General features: G+C 68.8%; 16 protein-coding genes and 2 pseudogenes. 9 read left to right on the top strand and 9 right to left on the bottom strand.

Features of this window, described 5'->3' with window-relative positions; translation table 11 throughout:
* Positions 1-153 precede the first annotated feature (153 nt).
* Positions 154-1,464 carry a hypothetical protein gene (locus E2651_RS45150; RefSeq protein ID WP_245238664.1) on the top strand — a complete coding sequence of 437 codons (1,311 nt, stop codon included), beginning with the start codon at positions 154-156 and terminating at the stop codon, positions 1,462-1,464.
* 39 nt (positions 1,465-1,503) lie between these two features.
* Here E2651_RS45150 and E2651_RS08235 read toward each other — a convergent pair whose 3' ends face one another.
* The 6 genes from E2651_RS08235 to E2651_RS08215 all read right to left on the bottom strand — a co-directional run bounded on the left by E2651_RS08235 (position 1,504) and on the right by E2651_RS08215 (position 7,462).
* Entirely contained in the window at positions 1,504-1,971 is a 468-nt protein-coding gene (locus E2651_RS08235) for a hypothetical protein (RefSeq protein WP_135330367.1), read from the bottom strand.
* Positions 1,972-2,916: 945 nt separating this feature from the next.
* Positions 2,917-4,062, bottom strand: coding sequence for an IS630 family transposase (locus E2651_RS43850; protein ID WP_245238661.1), 1,146 nt, complete (start codon positions 4,060-4,062; stop codon positions 2,917-2,919).
* An 18-nt stretch (positions 4,063-4,080) separates the two neighbouring features.
* Entirely contained in the window at positions 4,081-4,836 is a 756-nt protein-coding gene (locus E2651_RS08225) for a PxKF domain-containing protein (RefSeq protein ID WP_135330366.1), read from the bottom strand.
* A 431-nt stretch (positions 4,837-5,267) separates the two neighbouring features.
* Positions 5,268-5,396: a hypothetical protein gene (locus E2651_RS45925; protein ID WP_280922778.1), complete on the bottom strand. Its 129-nt coding sequence runs from the start codon at positions 5,394-5,396 to the stop codon at positions 5,268-5,270.
* Between the two features lie 195 nt (positions 5,397-5,591).
* Entirely contained in the window at positions 5,592-6,275 is a 684-nt protein-coding gene (locus tag E2651_RS08220; protein ID WP_209446095.1) for a response regulator transcription factor, read from the bottom strand.
* Positions 6,272-7,462 (bottom strand): histidine kinase, encoded by a 1,191-nt coding sequence (locus tag E2651_RS08215; RefSeq protein ID WP_135330365.1) that lies wholly within the window; start codon positions 7,460-7,462, stop codon positions 6,272-6,274. Before E2651_RS08215 ends, E2651_RS08220 begins: the two co-directional genes overlap by 4 nt.
* 294 nt (positions 7,463-7,756) lie before the next feature.
* Here E2651_RS08215 and E2651_RS08210 point away from each other — a divergent pair, with 294 nt between their 5' ends.
* Positions 7,757-9,895 carry a multicopper oxidase family protein gene (locus tag E2651_RS08210; protein ID WP_135330364.1) on the top strand — a complete coding sequence of 713 codons (2,139 nt, stop codon included), beginning with the start codon at positions 7,757-7,759 and terminating at the stop codon, positions 9,893-9,895.
* A gap of 9 nt (positions 9,896-9,904) precedes the next feature.
* The gene (locus tag E2651_RS45145) at positions 9,905-10,048 is read left to right on the top strand and encodes a hypothetical protein (RefSeq protein ID WP_245238659.1); all 144 of its coding nucleotides are present in this window, start codon (positions 9,905-9,907) and stop codon (positions 10,046-10,048) included.
* A 318-nt stretch (positions 10,049-10,366) separates the two neighbouring features.
* On the opposite strand, the pseudogene E2651_RS45140 reads toward E2651_RS45145, so the two are convergent.
* Positions 10,367-10,444 (bottom strand): annotated as a pseudogene (locus E2651_RS45140) (hypothetical protein); the annotation flags it as partial.
* 153 nt (positions 10,445-10,597) lie between these two features.
* On the opposite strand from E2651_RS45140, the gene E2651_RS08200 reads away from it, so the two are divergent.
* Positions 10,598-11,197 carry an SgcJ/EcaC family oxidoreductase gene (locus tag E2651_RS08200; RefSeq protein WP_135330363.1) on the top strand — a complete coding sequence of 200 codons (600 nt, stop codon included), beginning with the start codon at positions 10,598-10,600 and terminating at the stop codon, positions 11,195-11,197.
* Between the two features lie 479 nt (positions 11,198-11,676).
* Here E2651_RS08200 and E2651_RS43840 read toward each other — a convergent pair whose 3' ends face one another.
* Complete coding sequence (locus E2651_RS43840) at positions 11,677-11,847, bottom strand: hypothetical protein (protein ID WP_167828737.1); 171 nt, start codon at positions 11,845-11,847, stop codon at positions 11,677-11,679.
* Between the two features lie 402 nt (positions 11,848-12,249).
* The gene (locus E2651_RS08195; RefSeq protein ID WP_167828736.1) at positions 12,250-12,555 is read right to left on the bottom strand and encodes a carbohydrate-binding module family 14 protein; all 306 of its coding nucleotides are present in this window, start codon (positions 12,553-12,555) and stop codon (positions 12,250-12,252) included.
* A gap of 357 nt (positions 12,556-12,912) precedes the next feature.
* Between E2651_RS08195 and E2651_RS08190 the strand changes: the two are divergent.
* From E2651_RS08190 to E2651_RS08170, 5 genes and pseudogenes are all read left to right on the top strand, one after another.
* Positions 12,913-14,165, top strand: a pseudogene (locus E2651_RS08190) (PHP domain-containing protein); the annotation flags it as partial.
* A gap of 182 nt (positions 14,166-14,347) precedes the next feature.
* Positions 14,348-15,478, top strand: coding sequence for a tyrosine-type recombinase/integrase (locus tag E2651_RS08185; RefSeq protein WP_245238657.1), 1,131 nt, complete (start codon positions 14,348-14,350; stop codon positions 15,476-15,478).
* Positions 15,475-16,116, top strand: a complete 642-nt coding sequence (locus E2651_RS08180; RefSeq protein WP_135330360.1) for a hypothetical protein — start codon at positions 15,475-15,477, stop codon at positions 16,114-16,116. The genes E2651_RS08185 and E2651_RS08180 overlap by 4 nt, the downstream gene beginning before the upstream one ends.
* Before the next feature lie 804 nt (positions 16,117-16,920).
* Positions 16,921-18,159: a site-specific integrase gene (locus tag E2651_RS08175; RefSeq protein WP_209446094.1), complete on the top strand. Its 1,239-nt coding sequence runs from the start codon at positions 16,921-16,923 to the stop codon at positions 18,157-18,159.
* Positions 18,156-18,809 (top strand): DUF6262 family protein, encoded by a 654-nt coding sequence (locus tag E2651_RS08170; RefSeq protein WP_209446093.1) that lies wholly within the window; start codon positions 18,156-18,158, stop codon positions 18,807-18,809. The genes E2651_RS08175 and E2651_RS08170 overlap by 4 nt, the downstream gene beginning before the upstream one ends.
* Positions 18,810-18,852 lie beyond the last annotated feature (43 nt).

Genomic DNA, 18,852 nt, shown 5'->3' with positions numbered 1-18,852 from the left:
GATTTACGACTCGGCACCACCTGAGTTGGGGGGGGCACAGCAATGACAAGACAGTGGCTTCGCACGTCCTGTGCAGGCGCGTTGGCATTTCTGGCCGCGGCGGCGATGCCGAGTGCGGCACCTGCCTGGGCGGATGAGGATGACGCGCCGGTAATGCGCGTGGAGTCCTATGTGCTGCCGTCAGGTGCGGCCAGGCCGTCGCTGGAGCAGCTGCAGTCGCCGGGCGGCATGGACCGTCTGCGGTCGCTGGCCCGGGCATTGGAGCCGCAGGCGCCGTTGGCCGCGGAGACGGTGGGCCCGGCCGCGTCCTATGCGCCGCTGAGCCGCCGCGCCTCAGCCACTGCTCCCCTTCCCTCGGCGCGGTCTGCGGCGGCCGCGGCTGCTCCGGCGGTGGCGTATCCCGAGCCGTCGAGGACGATGACGCTGGATGAGTCTCGCAAAGGCCTGGGCAGCGACAAAAAGTTCTACGTCAAGTCCCGCTTCGCGGTGTGCACCGGCGCCTCGTTCACCCAGACCTGGTTCCGCAACAACCGTCCGGCCGGCCTGAGCTGGTTCAACGTCCGCGTGGTCGGAACGGTCGCCAAGAACAGCCGGGAGATCAAGTACCAGTACCACTTCAGTGAGATGGGCAAGGACGGCACTCCCCCGACCTCCCGCCTCAAGGTCACCACGAAGGGAGCGATACCCCAAAGCTGGCCCTCGACAGTGCGCTACACCCAGGGCGGCAACATGCCCGGGACGAAGACCTTCGATCAGCTCAAGCAGCTCAAGACGTTCACCCACACGGTGAACGCGAAGCCGGGCCAGGGCAGCAGCGGCTCCAGCGACCTGGTCTTCTCCGTGTACGAGCCGACCATCGCCCTCACACCCCCGGCCGGCTACACCCTCGGCGGCGCCCAGGGCGGCAAGTTATTCATGCTCGCGCCCCGCTGGGACACGGCGAAGTACCTGGCCAACTCCACCGGAGGCGGAAATCCCGCCCGCAAGGGCGCGGCGACCTTCAGCTACGTGACAGCCCTGCCCTACAGCGCCAGGCAGGGGGCGCCGGAGCGGGAGGTGGCGCAGCACATCAAGACCGCGTTCACCAAGCCGGAAGACACCAAGCCCGTGATGGCGGCGAAGAAGGTTCCGGGGCAGGTGGCGAAGGAGCCGTTGCACCGGCTGGTGGCGGCCGGCCGCAAGGACAACAACCGTAAGGCGGCGGTCAAGCAGTGCAAGCGCTATTGGGGAGACAACTACTCCCAGGGCGGCGCCCGACAGTGCGACGAGTATCCCTTCGCGACCACGTATGAGGGTGCCGCGCAGCCCGACTACGACGCCGAGGCGAAGAAGTTCAACTTCTCCGCCAAGCCGGTCGGCAAGGACCCCAACCGTGACGCCGGGATCCTGCTGAACGGCTTCTACGGCAAGAACCGGATCATCGACGGACTCGATGACGGCTTCCTGGTGAAGATCACATCGTGAGGTGCCGGGGCGGTCACTGCGGTGACCGCCCCGCCCGCTCTAGGAGGGCGCGGGCCAGAACTGGACGAGATAGCGTTCAACGCCGTGGGCGGTGCCCTCTTCGTCCGAGAGGCGGGCCGCCTCGCTCCGGCCGGTGCAGCAGGCACGTACGCGCCAGGAGCCCCCGGTATCGGTGAGGGTCACCAGGTCCTCGGAGCGGCCCAGGCTCATCGACCACAGCGCCACCTCACCGCTGGTCGACTCGAACCCGACCTCACCCTGCTCATCCCACTTCGCCGCGTCCTCCGCGGGCGGCGGGCCGTCCCACACCTGCACCGTGACCGATGCGGTGTGAGTGTGGCCCGCACTGTAGAGATCGACACGGCCGGGGAAAGCGTTGATGAAGACATCGCCCTCGAACCCGTCCGGAAACGGCACCGACAGATCGGCATCGTCAGACTCCTGGAACGCGAAACCGTGATAGCCGACATCGGCATCCAGCTGCTGCTCTCGGATCACCTTGGCCACGAAGACCCCCTTCCACCTGACCGGCAACAGGTCACCAACCGCGATCGTAACCGCCGCGGTCGTGAACATCCGGCGCGGGCGCTGCCTCCCGAACTGCTGTCGAATCGCTGCTCTGCGACGTGAACAGAGCCAGGTGGCTGTGTACATGAGGACGGGAGTCGTTTGTCGATGACTTTGGGAGTCACTTCGAAGTGCGCCACGTGATCAATGTTGATGAGTTCGGGAGTCACTCGGTACGTGGTGATGGATCCCCGCGTTGATCAGCTCATGCAGATCGACTATGCGACCGGAGCAGGCCTGCCCTGCCTCTGCGGGACGTGCGACACGTCCTCTGGCTACGTGCCACACCGGGCCGACGCTGAGCGCGGATGGGTCCCCGTGACGTGGGTGGAGCAGCCGGACGGCTCTTGGACGTGCGAGGACTTGCCCGGACCGTACGACACGGCGACGATGGGCGATCGCCCTGGCATCACGCCCCTGTCCGCGCCCTACTCTGATCGGCATCAGGCGGTGCCACTCGGCGTGACGCCTTGCGGCCTGGCGTAGCCGCCCCGGCAAGATCCCGACGGAGTGACTCCCGGTCTCGTGAACACCGCCTATTCGCGCGGCCGTGCGACTCCCAGAGTCATCGACAAACGACGTCGCTACTCGCGTACATAGCCACCCGACTGTCCGCTGACATCGAACCGAGTCGTCTTGACAGTGAACCCAGTCGCCCAGGCTGGCTGCCACCCGGACTTCCTTGGCAACGAGCCTTGGGGGGTGAGGTGAACACGCCGGGGGCGCCGGGGATGGCGTCCCGCCGAGGACACTGCTGACGAGTCGAGTGAGCTATGGCATCGCCCGTCACCACCCCGTACAGGCTGGTGACGGGCGATGTGTGCGCATCCTGCTAAGAGCTGCCCGCAGTCAGAGGGCTACTGACCTTTTCGCCTCGGGGTGACATTACGGTGCGGGCAGGGGCAAGCCCGTTTCGGCGATGAATCCGTCGAGCAGGCTGGGTCGGTACTGCATGCGCTTGAGGCGGGTGCGGGCCAGCGAGGCGAGTTCGTCGGTGGTGCACGGGGCGAGGTTGGCCAGACTTCGCTTGCAGTGTGCCCATACCCCTTCCACCGGATTCAGCTCCGGGGTGGAGGCGGGGAAGCGGAACACAGTCAGCCAGGCCCGCGCAGTGATGAACTCCCGCATAGCGGCGTCGACATGGTGCGTGTAGTTGTCCCACAGCAGCACGATGTCTCCGCCGAGCTGCTGGTGGGCGGCGTCCAGCAGGCGAGCGAAGTCGACCTCCCTGAAGCCCGTCTTCTCGCCTTTGCGGCCATGGTGGGCCAGGATCCGGAAGATGAACCGGGTGCTGTGGCCGGGCTTGCGGCCCACCAGTGCGGCCAGCGAGATCCGGCCGGAGCCCTTGACGCGGGTCTGGATGACGGGCGGGTGGCCGCGCCGGGACCAGGTGCGCGCCTTGGGCGGTCGGAGGGTTTGGCCCGCTTCGTCGGCGAAGCACAGCCACGCATCCCGGTCCCGCACTATCTGTTGCACCTGTGGCCAGGTCTGCTGGTACCACCGGGCGGTGGCGTGCGGGTCGCGTTCGGCGGCCCGGTGTACCGGGACTTGGGCCGTGAAGCCCATCTGCCGCAGGATGCGCCAGATCTGGGCCGGGCTGAAGCGGACGTGGAACCGCCGTGCGATCACGGTGGCCACCCTGGCCAGCGTCCGTCGGTGGTCCTCGGTCCAGCCGTGGGCGGCAGGGCCCCGTGTCAGTTCCCTGGCCAGCCAGGTGCGCCAGGCTGGTCGCATCCGCGAGGGGCGTCCGCTGGGGCCCCGGGAGCGCAGGGCTGTTCTGCCGCCGGCCCGCCAGCGTGCATGCCAGGCGTAGGCCGACTTGCGGGAGACCCGCAGGCGTTGGGCAACCTGCCGGGCGTGAGCCCCTGGGTGAACAGGTCGGCGGCCGTATTCCGTACCCGTTCCCGCCGTGCGCGCCGGGTGGCGCTCAGGCCGCCGCCGTCGGGATAGCGCATCCCACCGGGATACACCCCGTTGGTGGCGCCCGGAGCGGGGTGCGACGAGGCGGTGCCCGGCCCGGTGGCCGGGCACCGCCGGGTGCGGGGTGGGTCAGCTGAAGTTGAAGTTGGCGTAGTGGTCGCTGTTGTCGGCCAGTTTCAGGTCGAAGGTGCGGCAGGTGTCCTTCCAGGCGCTGTTGGTCTTCCACACGTACGTGTATGTGTCGGTGGCCGGGTTGTAGCTGAGGCTGGATCCGCCGGCTCCGCTGGTCTGTTCGACCGGGTCGATGGGCGCACCGGTGTCACAGGTGACGTTCTGGGAGACGGGGTAGCCGGAGGCGAAGATGTCCAGGCCCTGGTCGCCGTCGAGGCTGAACTTCACGGGGACGGCCCGTCCGGCGTTCATCGAGTTGACGGTGGGCGGGTTGTCGACCGGCTGGAAGAACCCGGAGAAGTTGTAGACCGGTCCGGCCGGGGTGATCGTCGTGGTGGTGCTGTCGGAGCCGTTGGCGTCTCCGACCGCGACAGCGTTGGCGGTGACCGTACCGGCGGCCGTGGGCAGCACGGTCAGGGTGAGGGTTTCCGAGGAGCCGTGGAAGCCGGCGTTGGCGCACTCCGCATGGGCAGTGCCGGCCGGGTAGCAGGAGGTGCTGGGGTTGTTGGAGGTGACGGACGTGAACGTCGCCGCCGCCCCGGTGAGGTCGACGGTGATGGTCTGGAACACGTCCGCGACGGTCGTGTAGTTGACGGTGACGGTGTAGGTGTAGGGGGTGTTGACCGCGACCGGGTCGGCCGAGTCGGTGATCTGGACGATCGCGTCGGCCTGGGCCGGTGCCGCCACGGCGAGCAGGCCCGCCGCGGCGAGCACGGCGCCGCCGAACAGGGCGGTCAGGCGGGTGCGTAAGGACAGTGGGCCCGGCCTGCCGGGGTGGCGGTGGTACGGGCGTGTGTCATGAGGAGCACCCCTTTCCGGAGTGGCGGGCCTGCCGCGGCGGCCCTCGTCGGACCGGCATGGCGCAACATCCCCGCCGCAGCCCGGAACCGGCCCGCGGACATCAGCCCGACGGTGGATCCGAGCCCGGTGCGCCGTCCTCAGGGCGTGACCCATCGCGGTCCCCAGACTCGCTTCCCCAGGGGATCCCCGCATGAGATCTGTCGCGTACCGCTCACTGATGCCCACAGCATCCCGGCCACCCACGCAATCAGGGAAGAGCCCAATAGGCCCCCGGCACCGACCAGATGGACTATGCGGCCGTATCCCGCCTACGCCACCAAAACCGTCACCCTGAAGCGAAAAGGTCAGTAGCTGCCGGACAGGTCGCGCATCTGCTCCGCGTCGAATGCCGCGGTCGCCTTCTCCTGGCGTTGGTCCACGAGATCGGCGAAACGGGCGACCGCGGCGCGCTCTGTGGGCGTGAGATCGTCCATGCGCGGAAAGCACACGAAGCTGGCTGACCGCGGCTGGCTGCATAAACGGCCCGACGGGAAGTTCACTGCCCATCTGTGACCAGGCCGTAAAGCGGCCGGGCTTAACTGAGGTACCTCCGGGGGCTGTTGGAATTGTGTGACGAAAACCAAAGAGCCCGCCGGGGACACCGCTATCGATGGATGGCGAAGAAGTCCCTAGTCCACGAGCCCCGCATGGTGCGCCAGGATCGCCGCCTGGACGCGGTTGGTGAGGGAGAGCTTCGACAGGATTCGGCTGATGTGGGTCTTCGCGGTGGCCTCGCTCATGTGCAGGGCCGCGGCGATGTCGGTATTGGAGAGGCCGCTGCTCAGGGCGATCAGGACCTCGCGCTCCTTTTCCGTCAGGGCCTCCAGGCGGCTGCGGGCCTCGGAGCGGCGGCGCTGCCGCTCTGCGGAGGGGCCGTCGTCGTCCTCCGTGAAGCGGCGGATGAGGCGGCGGGTCACCTTCGGGGAGAGCATCGCGTCGCCGCGGGCCGCGCTGCGCACCGCAGCGATCATGTCATCCGCGGTGGCGTCCTTCAGGAGGAAACCGACGGCCCCGTGACGTAGCGCTGTCTGGACGTATTCGTCCAGGTCGAAGGTGGTCAGCACGACGACGCGTGGCGGGCGGGGCGAGCGGGTGAGGCACTCTGTGGCGGTCAGGCCGTCGGAGCGGGGCATCCGGATGTCCATCAGGACGACGTCCGGCTCCAGGGCGGCGGCCATCGACACCGCCGTATTGCCGTCCGATGCCTCGCCCACCACTTCGATGTCGGGGGCGGACGTCATGATGGTGCTGAGCATGGAGCGCACCATCCATTCGTCGTCCACGATCAGGACCCGGGTCGTCATCTCGCTCATCGCGTGGCTTCCATGTGGGTGGGCTGCTTCTGGGGTATGTCGTCCAGCGGGATCTCGGCGGCGATCTCGAAGCCGCCGTCCGGGGTCGGGCCTGCGGTGAGTTCGCCGCCGACGAGCCGTATCCGTTCGGCGATGCCGAGCAGGCCGTGGCCGCCGCTGGGCAGACCGGAGGGGTTGGCGCCGACACCCTGCTGGTTGATCACCGTGAGGTGCAGCAGGCTGCGCGTGCGGTGGACTCGGACGCAAGTCTCGGCGTCGGCGGCGTGCTTGTGGACGTTGGTCAGGGCCTCCTGCACCACCCGGTAGACGGCGTGCTCGATCAGGGCCGGCAGCTCGGGTGGGCGGGTCGCGCTGTGCTCTCCGGTCAGCTCCAGGGTGACCGGCGTCCCCAGGCTGCGGGAGTCGGCGATCAGTGTCTCCAGCTCGGCCAGGCCGGGCTGCGGGGCGAGCGGAGCCTCGGATTCGGTGTGCAGGACCTCCACCAGCGAGCGGAGCTCGGTCAGTGCCTCGCGGCCGATGGCGCCGATCTGCTTGCCGATGTCGACGGCGGACGCGCCCTTGGTCGCCTCGAGCGCGGTCGCGTGCAGCACCATCAGGGCTACGCGGTGGGTGACGACGTCGTGCATGTCCCGGGCGATCTGGGCGCGTTCGTCGCTGCGGGCCTGTAGCACCCGCTGCCGCTGTTCGCGCTCGGCCCGCTCGGCGCGCTCCCGGAGCTCGGCCATGAGGCGGCGGCGGGCGCCCGTGTACAGGCCGAGCAGGGCCGGGAAGACGCAGATGCCCACGCTCATGATCGCTGCGTCAAAGCCGCCGCCCCGCCAGATCGGCGGAGCGACCACCATGACGGCGACCGTGGAGGCGACGGCGACACGGCGCCAGGAGGCGGCGCGGTCGGCCAGGGTGTACTGCGCGAACACCACGGCGATCCAGGCCGACATCACCACATAGGCGCCGAGCGCGGCCAGCAGAAGCAGCACGGGACGGCGGTGGCGGAACCATGCCGCGAGGCCCACGAGCAGCCCGACCGGGATCGCCACGAAGAGCGGCGGGTGCGCGGGAAAGTAGTCGAACCTCGCGGAGATCCCGTCGCTGGTGGCCGTGGTCGTGGCGAGGGCCAGCGCCACGAGGGTGCCCTCCACCGAACGCCGGCGTTCCCGGTGGCTCGTGAGGCGGCTGTGCCATGTCATGGCTGCAGGCTAGCCGCGGTGCGGGAGGGCAGGCGTCAACCGATAGTTGTACGCGGCATTGCCCGGCCTGCAACTTTCCGCCGAGGAAGAGAGCGAGGATCGGCGGATGCCCGGCCGGTGCGGTGATCGCCACGCTGACGGCATGCCTGAGAGCACCGAAGCCACCACAGCAGGGCGCCGCCACCTTTGGGTCCTCGGCGACCAGATCGCCCGCGACCTTTGCCGACCGCGCAGACGCCCACCACAGCCGCCGACTGCCGCGGCCCGACGGTCGCAGGGCCGGGGGTGACGGCCATGTACGTCGCCGCATCCGGACTCGAGCTCGCACTGGGCATCGTCCTGCTCCCCGCCTGGCTGATCGCCGCCGTCACGACGGGCCTCCAGCCAGGCCGCCGCGCCGTCGGCCGCATGCGGCGGATGTCCCGTATCGCGCTGGTGCTGGTGTCCGTCGCCCTGCTGCTCACCGCGGCCAGGCTCGTCGTGTACGGGCTGCTTGCCCGCCATGGATGGGTGTTCGTCGCCGACCGGCGGCTGTTCACCACCTTCGTCATGCTGCTCCCGGCCGTGATCGCCACCGTCGTCTGGACGGTGCCGTGGCTGGCGTCCGCCGCCCGGAATGGGGTATCCCCTGCTCGAGCGAAGCCGAGAGCTCGGGGAAGGCTGCCCGACCCGGCTGCGCCGGTGCCGCTGGAGGAGCAGTCGCGCGCCCGGTCCCCGCGCCATGTCGTGCCGCCCCGGCTCGCGGCCTTCGGCGGCCTCGGCTGCTTCGCGCAGATGTTCCTGCCGCCGGACCGGTCGTTCTGGATCAGCCTCGGCGCGTACGGGTTGATCACCGCGGCGGTCGGCGGGCTGCTGGTATGGCGCGCCAACGCGCGGCTGCAGCGCCTCCTAACCGGCCGTGAGATCCCCCGGCGACGGGCAGTGGCGGTCCGGCTTGGCACGGCCGTGGTGGTGCTCGGCACCGTGGTGGGGCTGGCCAACTACGGGATCGCCGGCAGCCGACTTCCGCACACTTTCTCGATGATGAAGGGTGAGGCCGACTGGGGCGGCGGTGCCGCCGGGCAGCACCACGACATGGCCGGCGACCACCACATGGCCACCGGCACCGGCGGCGCCGACGAGGTCTCCGTCGACGAACTACGCGGTCCCAGGAGTGGTACGCCCGACCGGCGCTTCTCCCTCACCGCGCAGGCCAAGAAGGTGAAGCTGGCCTCCGGCAAGACGGTCGACGCCTGGACGTACAACGGCCAGGTCCCCGGGCCCCAACTGCGGGTCACCGAGGGCGACCTGGTGGAGATCAAGCTGCGCAACGAGCTGCCCGGCAAGACCCCGGTCACCATCCACTGGCACGGCGTCGACGTCCCCAACGGCGAGGACGGCGTGGCCGGCGCCACCCAGGACGCGGTGCTGCCCGGCAAGTCCTTCACCTACCGCTTCCGCGTGGAGGAGTCCGGCACCCGCTGGTACCACTCCCACCAGGCCGCCTCCGAGCAGGTCGACCGCGGCCTCTTCGGCGCCCTGATCATCGAGCCGAAGAAGCAGACCCGGCCGATGGACAAGGACGTCAGCGTCCTCGCCCACGACTGGCAGACCGACAAGGGCACGGTGCCCGCGCTCGGCGCCTTGGACGAGCTGGAGCGGCGCCGCGCCGAGCCGGGCGAGAAGGTGCGGATACGGCTCACCAACACCAGTGGCAGCACCCGCGAGTTCGCCATCGACGACGTCCCGTACAAGGTCACCGCCCTGGACGGGACGGACGTACACAAGCCGACCGCGCTCAAGGGCAAGAAGCTGGTGCTCGGCGGTGGCAACCGGATGGACGTCGAATTCACCATGCCCGACGGCCCGGTGCGGGTGACCGACGGCAGCGCCCCGGACGCGGGCATCGTGTACTCGCCGGATGGCAAGGGGGTGTTGAAGGCGGATCTGAACGGTCCCGAATTCGATCCGTACAGCTACGGCGGCCCGAAGAGGACGGCGCTCGGCCCGGACAGCGACTTCGACCGCGACTACAAGCTCGTCTTCGACGAGTGGCTGGGCTTCTACGACGGCAGCTTCGGGCTGAAGCAGACCATCAACGGCCGTGTCTTCCCGGACACCCCGATGCTGATGATCAGGGAAGGCGACGTCGCCCGCGCCACTTTCATCAACCGCGGGAACGAGGACCATCCGATGCATCTGCACGGCCACCACATGCTGGTGCTCGGCAAGAACGGCAAGCGCGCCTCCGGCAGCCCGATGTGGCAGGACACCGTGCTCGTCCGGCCGGGCGAAGAGGTCCAGGTCGCCTTCAAGGCCGACAACCCGGGCATCTGGATGGACCACTGCCACAACTTCTGGCACAGCAAGCTCGGCATGGTCATGCACCTCGCGTACGACAACGTCACCACGCCGTACGAGATCGGCGGCCCCGTCGGCAACAAGCCCGAGTAAGGAGTTCTGATGCGCCGGAAACAAGCCCCGGCCGCCATGCCGGCCGGGGCACTGTGTCTCACCACCGCGGCCTGCGGCACCGCCGCGACCCCGAAGGCGGCCACCTGGGGTACGAGCCCTCCGGTCTCGCTCGAGAACTGTGACGTGCCGTGAAGACGCCGTCGGGAAGCCGGTCCGTCGCACCGCCGGACCGGCTAGGAGGGCCAGCTCCTCTTGCGCTCCCGTGTCGCCGTCCTGATCTCCTCCGGCGCGGTCCGGAACGCCGGAACGCCGGAGCGGCGCGGGCGAAGTAGCCGAAGAGCAGGTCCTGTTGCTCCGGGGTACAGCGGCGAGCACCTCCCCGATGCGGCGGCCCGCCGGCACCACGGCCGCCTCGACCTCCCCCAGCGCGTCGGGGATCGCCTCTACCAGGACCTTGCGCCGGTCGGCGGGGTCCGTGGTGCGGTGCACGTATCCCGCACGCTCAAGGCGGTCGATCAGGTGGGTCGTCGCGCCCGTTGTGGGGCTCGCACCGGCCGAGAGTTCACCCGAAGTGAGCCCGACCGCCAGGCTGATGCGGCTGAGCGCGTACCACTCGGACGCCTGGAGACCCGCAGCCTCCGCGCACGCGCAAATAACGCATGCGTGCAGTTACTGCACAAGTGCAGTGATTGTGGCCGCTGTCGCCACCGGTCCGCCACCACCGAACGGAGAGACCTCACCATGAACCGAAAGCTCGTCAAGCGCGCCGCCCTCGTCTGCACGCTCGTCCTCGCCCTCGGCGCGACCGGCACCTATCTCTATCTCGACGCCACCTCCGACGTGCAGCGAACCGGCGCCGAAACCTGCGGCGAGGTGATCCCGGCCGACGCCGACCGCCGCGACGGCAAGGCCGTCTGCGCCACCCTCGACGCCCTCGCCGACGCCTGGGAGCGTGGTGACGCGGAGGCGTACGGCCGCCAGTTCACCGAGAACGGCACGTACACCACCTACATAGGCAGCCACTACGAGGGCCGCGCCGACATCACCGCGAGCCACCGCGCGCTCTTCAAGGGCTTCCTCAAGGACAGCAAGCTCGCCGCCAGGTACCTCGACATGCGCTTCCTGACCAAGGACGTCGCCGTCCTCACCAGCCGCGGCGCCGACTACACCGGTGACAAGCCCGGCGCGGACGAACTCTCGAAGGTGACGACCTTCACCCTGGTCCGCGACACCGACGACACCTGGCGGATCGCAGCCTTCCACAACACTGAGCGCAGCAACGTCATGGAGCGCTTCTCCTTCCTCTGGGCCCCCGACACCGCCCCGAAGGCGGAAAAGTGACCCGCGCCGAGATCACCGTCGCCACCGCAGGCATCGGCCACGCACTGGCCCTCGCCGCCGAAGGTCACACCATCACCGCCGTCGCCCGCCACCGAACACCGCCTCAAGTCCCTGACCGATCAACGCGACGGCCCTCACGACCACTTGACCGCCGACCTGGCCACCCCCTCTGGCCTGCGCGACACCACCGCCGCACTGCGCGCCAGGCCCTACTAGGCCCGGCAATGCGAGTCGATCCACGCGCCGGTGACGGCCGGGCCGCCCTCCTCGAACTGGAGAACCGCGAGGTACTGGGTGGTCACCGGACGGGCTCCTGCTGGTCCGCTGTACGCGGGCCGGGGAGTTCGCCGGCCTTCAGGGCGGTGAAGTCGGCGTGGGCCTGTTCGACTGCTTCGGGGTACGCCTCGTGCTTGGCTGCTCGGCTAGCAGGACGAGAGCGAGCGCTGCGAGGGTGACGATGCCGCCGAGTGCGGCGAAGGCTAGGGCCTTGGTCGTGCGGTGGCGATCTCGAAGAGCGTCACCGCCTCGGATGGTCGGTGGCCCGTCGGAGCCGGTTCCGGCCGGGGCCTGGTGGCGATAACGGCGGCGCCGATCGCGCCGATCAGAGCCAGGCTGCCGGTATTGATCGCGCCAATGATGATGGGGTTCACAGCGAGTGCCTCCGGGGTTGGTGGAGCTGCACCCTAGGCATGCCCCGGGGTGGACGCGACCGTCCGCATCCCCTGTGAGCTGCACGTTCTCAGGTAGTTAGGCGGCATGGAATCGGGTAGATCCGGCCCCACGAGAAAGGCATTAGGCGTGGGGGGGGGGGCCGAACATGCTCACGCTGCACAGGCGCGACTCCGGGGCGGCAGCCGCCTGTTGACACTCAAGCCAGTCGGGCCAGGCCAACGCACTGATCGCGACTATCTTCGCTGTCAAAGGACACCGACCACAGCCGGTGTGACTGAGCTCTGTAGTTGGCCCGTGCGGCCAACTACAGCGCTCAGCGTGTGGCGCCTCGAAATGGTGCAGGACTGGCGAGGTTCACCAACCAGTGCGCTCCGGCTTCATCAGCTTGGGTCAGGGCCCGCGTCCTGGTCAGCGGCGGGGTTTCCTGCTTTCTCGGGCCAGTCGCAGACCTTCAGGACCGGGTTGAAGTGGAGGATGCTCGGACAGGCCTTCAGGTACGCCACACCGTGCGAACAGTGGAAGAAGGAACCGGCGTCATCGGGGTTGGGCAACAGCTCGTCTTCTGCCCTGCATCGCTCGTCGTCCGCAGACGCGGTGAGGGTCTGAGCGGTGGCGCTGTACGCGGGCAGGCACAGAGCACCGAACGCGAGGAGGGCGGACGCCGCCATCCGGGAAACCTTGATCATTAGCAATCCTTCGTCGGAGACAAATACGGGGTGCACCCGCGGCCGGGCCCTAACGCGGTCGCCACGGGGGGCGCCCCCTTCATGAACGTCTACGACGACTGCTGGTAACTGCCACCACGAGAGCACTGTCGACATTGGCCGCCCTGCGTGCGACTGAGCGCGCTCTCCTGTGGGCCCACCTATAAGGTCACCAAGGCTAACCAGAACGCTCAGAGGCCAAGTAAGGCGCTCAGCCACAGCCGGTTGCGGATGCGGCACGCGGGGTAGATGACTCGCACTGTTCGAATTATGTTCGATACATTAGTTGTAGATCGAGCCATCTGGCTTGAATCGCTTCTCGTGTCATCGGAGGTGAACGTGAACGCCTCCGGGTTTCCCCATCTTCACGTCGCCTCCGGCTACTCGGCCCGCTACGGCGCCTCGCTCCCCCACGACCTCGTGCGTCGCGCCGTCGAGCGCGCCATCACCACGCTCGCGCTGACCGACCGCGACACCGTGGCCGGCACCGTCCGCTTCGCCAAGGCCTGCACGGCCGCCGGGATCCGCCCGCTCTTCGGTGTCGACCTCGCCGTCGCCCCCACCGCGGGGCCGGACCCCCCGTCAGGGCGGCCGCGGACGCCGGTGCGCGGCGGGGCGCATGTCGTCGAGGCGCGGTGACGTGTCACGCTGCTGGCGCAGGATGCGGGCGGGTGGGCGCGGCTGTGCCAGATCGTGTCGGCGGCCCATGCCCGTCCGGTGGACGGGGTGCCGGTGGCGGCCTGGCCGGTGCTCGAGGAGCACCTCGGTAACGGCCTGGTGGTGCTGTTCGGTCCGGCTTCGGAGCCGGTGTCCGCGCTCATGTCCGGGCGCCCCGATCTCGCGGAGGAGCTGCTCACGCCGTGGCGGAGGATCGCGGGGCCGGGGCTGCGGCTGGAGGCCGTCTACCTGGGGCGCACCGGGACGGGTGCGGGCTCGCTTCGGCTGGCGGGGCGGACCGTGCAGGTGGGCGAGCAGCTCGGCATCCCGGTCGTCCTGTCCAACCACGTGCGCTACGCGGATCCGGACCAGCATCGGCTGGCCGACGTGCTGGATGCCGCGCAGCTGCTGCGTCCCATCGACCGCGGGCAGTTGGACGGCGGGGAACGGTGGCTGAAAGGGCCGACGGAGATCCTGCCGTGGCGGCGCGGATCGCTGCGTCGGCGGGTGGCGGCCCGGAGTGTGCGGCGGCGCTGCTCGCGCAGACCGAGGCGACCGCCGCCTCCTGCGTCCTGGACCCGGTGGCCGATCTGGTGCTGGGCCGGGCGCACTTCCCCGAACCCCATGTAGTGGGCGCCCCCCGGGAGCGGGGCGGGGCGATGCGGCTGTTGCGGCAGCGCTGCGAGGCCGGGATGCTCGCCCGCGGCCTGGAGTCGGACACGGCTGCGGTGCGGCAGCTGGACTACGAGCTCGAGGTGATCGGCCGCCTGCACTACGAGCCGTACTTCCTCGCGGTCGCCCAAGTCGTCGCGGACGTCCGGGCGATGGGGATCAGGGTCGCGGCCCGCGGGTCCGGCGCCGGGTCCATGGTCAATCACAGCCTTTTCGTGGCGACGGCCAACCCGATCACCCACCGGCTTCTCTTTGAGCGGTTTACCGACCGCCCCCATGGTGCTCGTGTAGCTCATCCAGGTGGTTGCTGAGCCCGTGCCGTTTCCCTTTACCGACCACTCCAGTTCGGTCCGATACGTACAGGAATGATGGAAGGCGTGGAGTGCGGAGTCTGATGGTCCTTGGGGACCTCCGGGTGCAGGTGATCCCTCGAGCAGGCGGTGGTTTGTCCTACACGATCGTCTGGCCGGATGGGTCGGTGGAGGAAGAGTCCGATCGCTTCCTGCAGCTCTTCGAGGGGACGGGCACGCAGAAGACCTACGCGTACCACCTCGTTGATCACCTTCGATGGCGGATCTGCGAGGGACTTACGACGGACTCGCTGACTCTCCGAGACCTTCACCGGTACATGGGCGCGGTGGGGGCGAAGGTAGCGCTGCCGTACGGGCAGCCGTGGCGACAGCCGCCGAAACGGCCTTACGGCACCTCGGCGCTGCAGGTCACGGCCGCTTGCCTGAAGGGGTTTTACCTTCACCAGTGCGCGGAGCTCGGCACGAACGAGGAGCTCAGGGCTGAGCTGTCGGTCAGCCGGTTGCCGAATCAGCTGGACCGGGACCGGGCGCTGCTCGGGCACGTGAAGTCCTCGATGCCGGCGAATCCGTTGGCGCCCAAGGACGGTACCCGCAGGCGACATCCGAAGATGTTGCCGGACGGGGCCCGGCCGGAGCTGCAGCAGGTCGTGAACACCGCGCGCGACGACATGGTTGTGACCTGGCTGTCGGACACGAGCATGCGGATTGGCGCGCTGTGCGGACTGCACTTGGTCGATCTGCACCTGCGGGACGGTGCGGCCTGTGGAGAGTGCGGTCCTCCGCATGTGCACGTGTGCCATCGGTGGGTCAATCCGAACCGGGCCGCGGCGAAGGGCAAGCCCGACTGGGAGTTGAGCGACGGGGTCATCTCGGGTGGGGAGATTTTCCGAGTGAGTCCCGCGATGATCAGCTCCTACTTCACGTACATGACGACGGAGTACGCGAAGCACGCCGGCGGGCACGGGATGCTGCTGATCCAGATGGCTGGGCCACGGCGCGGCGACCCGTGGACGACGGACGCGGCCCGGGGCATGCTGCGCCGGGCGGGGCGGCGGGCCGGTCTGCCGGGGCGGATCAAGCCCCACAGCTTCCGGCATACGACAACCGCCAAGGTCATGGACGCCACCGACAACGATCCGATGGTGGCCAAGGTGCTCGGCAACTGGTCTTCGACGCGGATGGTCGACGAGGTCTACGGACATCCCGATCTGCATTCCCCGAAGTTCCAGGCCGCGCTGACGGCGGTATGGGGTGAGGACGCATGAGCGAGCCGACCCGTGTACTCCTGCCGGTGGTGGATGTCGGCGGGGTGAGCAGCCGGACCTTCTCGGACCGGTTGGAGGTGCTCACCGCGTTGATCGAGGCGCCCAACTTCGAGGCCCTGCTGCGCGATGACGTCATCGTGGTGCCTCCCGACCATGCGACCTTCGCGTGGCAGTGCGGGGTTCCGGGGTGCGAGCGGGCACTGCAGGAGACCCGCGAGTTCTGCACGACCCACTACAGAGAGTGGACGCAGCGGGGGAAGATGCTGGGGACGGACGCGATCTTGGCGGACTTTCTGCGCGAGGCCCAGCCGCTCAAACCGCGCTTGTGGGTCAGAACGCCGCCTCAGTGTCTGATCTGCGTCGATGTCCCGGCCTGGGGCAACAGCCCTCTTTGCTTCTTGCACAAGAACCGGTGGCGAACCTACCGCCGCGAGACGCGCCAGGCAGGTGGGATCGAGCAGGACTTTGACGAGTGGGTGGCCGGGCAGCCGCGGCTGCCGCACTTCGGGCAGTGCCAGGTCGTGGCGTGCCCGGAGATGTGCACCTGCTGGGGCTGTGCCGCCGTCACTTCCTCGTGTACCGCCATGACGGCCAGCCCGGCGGCGCGAGCGTCCCGTACAACTGGGGCCGCATGCTGACCGAGTGGAAGAAGTCCACGCCCGTTGTCTCGTATGCGGACAAGGCGGAGTTCCGCCGGTGGTGCCGACGGACCAAGTCGTTCTATCGCTCGGACGGGAAGCTGACCCTGTTGGGCCTGAGCCCGCTCGTCCGCGCCGAGATCAAGTGGGCCATGTTCCACCATGGCCAGGTCCCGGACGAACGGCAGGGCACGATGTGGGCGCTGCCCGACGTCCAGAGGCTCGCCGAGGAATGCCGGCGGCACGAGGTCAACTCCTTGGCCGACCTCGACCTTGAGCAGGGAGCAGGCGGTCGGTGGTTGCGCTACCAGTCGATCGCCAAGGCGATGCTGCGGTATCTGCGGCTCGTCTACTTCACCCGAGAGGACAGCAAGGACGCCGGCTACATCGCGACGGAGCAGTTCGGAGTCCGTTTCCCAGGCCGAGGGTCGCACTGGGACTTGACCGGCGTCTCGCAGCGCTGGCTGCGCGATCTGCTGTGGGATTCCATGGCGGACCGGCTGCTGACCAAGCCTCCCCGGTCGGGCGGCATCCTCGACCAGAACCGGCGCGCGTTCGTCGAGTTGAGCGCCTTCCTCGAAGCCCGTGCTCCCGGCGGGGGCCACGACCCCCGCGTACTCGACAAGTCCCTGGCCATCGACTTCGCCGCAGACCAACGGCACCGTGCCGAGCATCGGTTGCCGACACTGGGACTGCAGCGCCGCACCCGCGGCGACAGCCGCACCGGCAAGCCCTGCAAGCACGGACCGATCATGCTGTCCCACGTGTTCGGCGGCTGCCGCCGCATCCTGCGCGAGGCCCTGCATGCAGGCGTCACCGACCAGATCGGCCTGGACAGCCTTCGTCGTCGCCATCCCCTCCTATCGCCCTCCCGTACGGCGCCGTTCGCCCTTCCCGGACGACCTCGCCCGGGCCCTGGCCGACGAGAAGAACCTGCAGCTGATGACGGACTTCGACCTCTCGGACCGCGGCCTCCGGGACGCCTGGGAAACCCTGGTCCTGACCGGGCGCCGAGCCAACGAGGTCCTTCAGGTCCGCTACGCATGCATCGCCCGGCTGGGCGGACTACCTCTGTTCTGGCACGACCAGACGAAGGTCGGGAACTACGACCAGGCCATCCGCATCCCCGAACGCCTCTTCACGCGCATCGAGCAACGACAGGCCAAGACCCGCGCCCTGTTCATCCAGCGCTACGGCCGCCCGCCAATGGAAGCGGAACGCAAAGCCATCGCGCTGTTCCCGAGCCGGGTGCGAAACCGCAACCTGCTCAGGGGCGTCAGCTACGGCGGCTTCATCGGTTCCTTCCGGGAGTGGCTGCTCACTCTCGATCTTGGCCACGGCGTGCCCCACCAGGCCCGCCACACCCTGGCCACGAACCTGCTGAAGAACGGCGCCGACCTGGTCCATGTCAAGCGCTACCTGGGGCAGATCTCGAAGGAGATGGCGGAGCACTATGTGCACCTGGCGCACGACGATCCCAGGCTCAACGACGCGTTGACCGCTATCTGGGTCACCGGCCCCGGTGCCGCCGAGCCCGGCGTCCTGTTGTCCGGCGGTGAGCCGATGAGCCGCGAAGAAGCCGAGGCCCTCTCGCTGGACCTCACCCGCAAATCCACCCCGGCCGAGGGGGGCTTCTGCACCTTCCAGCCGGTGGTCGACGGCGGGAGCTGCCCGTGGAACTTGAACTGCCATAGCTGCGACAAGTTCGTCATGTCCGGGGCCGACCTCGTCTACTGGCACCGCAAGCGCGAGCAGTGGAACATGCTCGCCGAACAGGCACCGGACAACGCCACCGCCGACTACCTCCACCAGATCTTCGAGCCGACCGCGCGGGCCATCGACGGGCTGGAAAGGGCTCTGGCCGGTATGGGCCTGCTCGACGAGGCCCTCGCCCTCGACCTACGGCGCCCCCAGGACTACTTCGGGCGGGTGTGGAGCACGGCCTTTCGCGCCCAAGAACTCGCCCGCCAGGAAGGCGAGGAAATCATCGACACCGTCGACGAGTACGCCGCCACGGACGACGACGTGGAGGAGGACCGTTGACAAGCCACATCCATCAGGGCACCGTGACCTCGGTTCCCGGGCAGACCGCAGCGGCAGTGGCCGCCCGCAAACGGCAGACACAGCAGAAACTGACTGATGTCGACGTGGCCATCGGCCAGCTGCGCCGAGAGCGCGGCCGGCTGACCGTGCGGGCCATTGCGGCACGGGCGGCCGTCTCCGCCACCTTTCTGTACGAGAACCCCGAGGCCCGCGCCCGCGTCCAAGCGGCCATCGCGGACAGCAAGAGCCGCCACGACCGCACGACCTCCGCCGAGCACGACGGCATCGAGGCCACCTGGCGGGAACGGGCCCTCAACGCCGAGGCCGAGCTCACCCGCGCACAGAAGGAGATCTACGTCCAGCGGCACCGCATCGGTGAACTCATGGGCCAGGTACGTGACTTCAGCCAGACCGCGCCCGGCGAATCCGTCGAGGCCCTGGTCACCGAGAACACCAACCTCAAGCACCGCGTCCAACAGCTCACCCGAGAACACCGACGGCTCCAGGAGCGGCTCGAGGGAGCCCGCGCGAACCTGCGCTTCGCCGACAAACGTGCGGCCGATCTTGAGATGCAGGTGCTGGAGCTGCAGCCGGGAGACCCCGGTCGCCACGGCCCGCAGACCGGGACGCGCCCGCCCTCACACCCCTGACATGTGCCCGACATGCATCAATGTGACTCGCAGCGATAGTTGG

The organism is Streptomyces sp. MZ04, from assembly GCF_004684775.1.
GTDB lineage: Bacteria > Actinomycetota > Actinomycetes > Streptomycetales > Streptomycetaceae > Streptomyces.
Note: the sequence above shows the minus strand (reverse complement) of the source record. Positions and strands in the feature narration are given on the sequence as shown.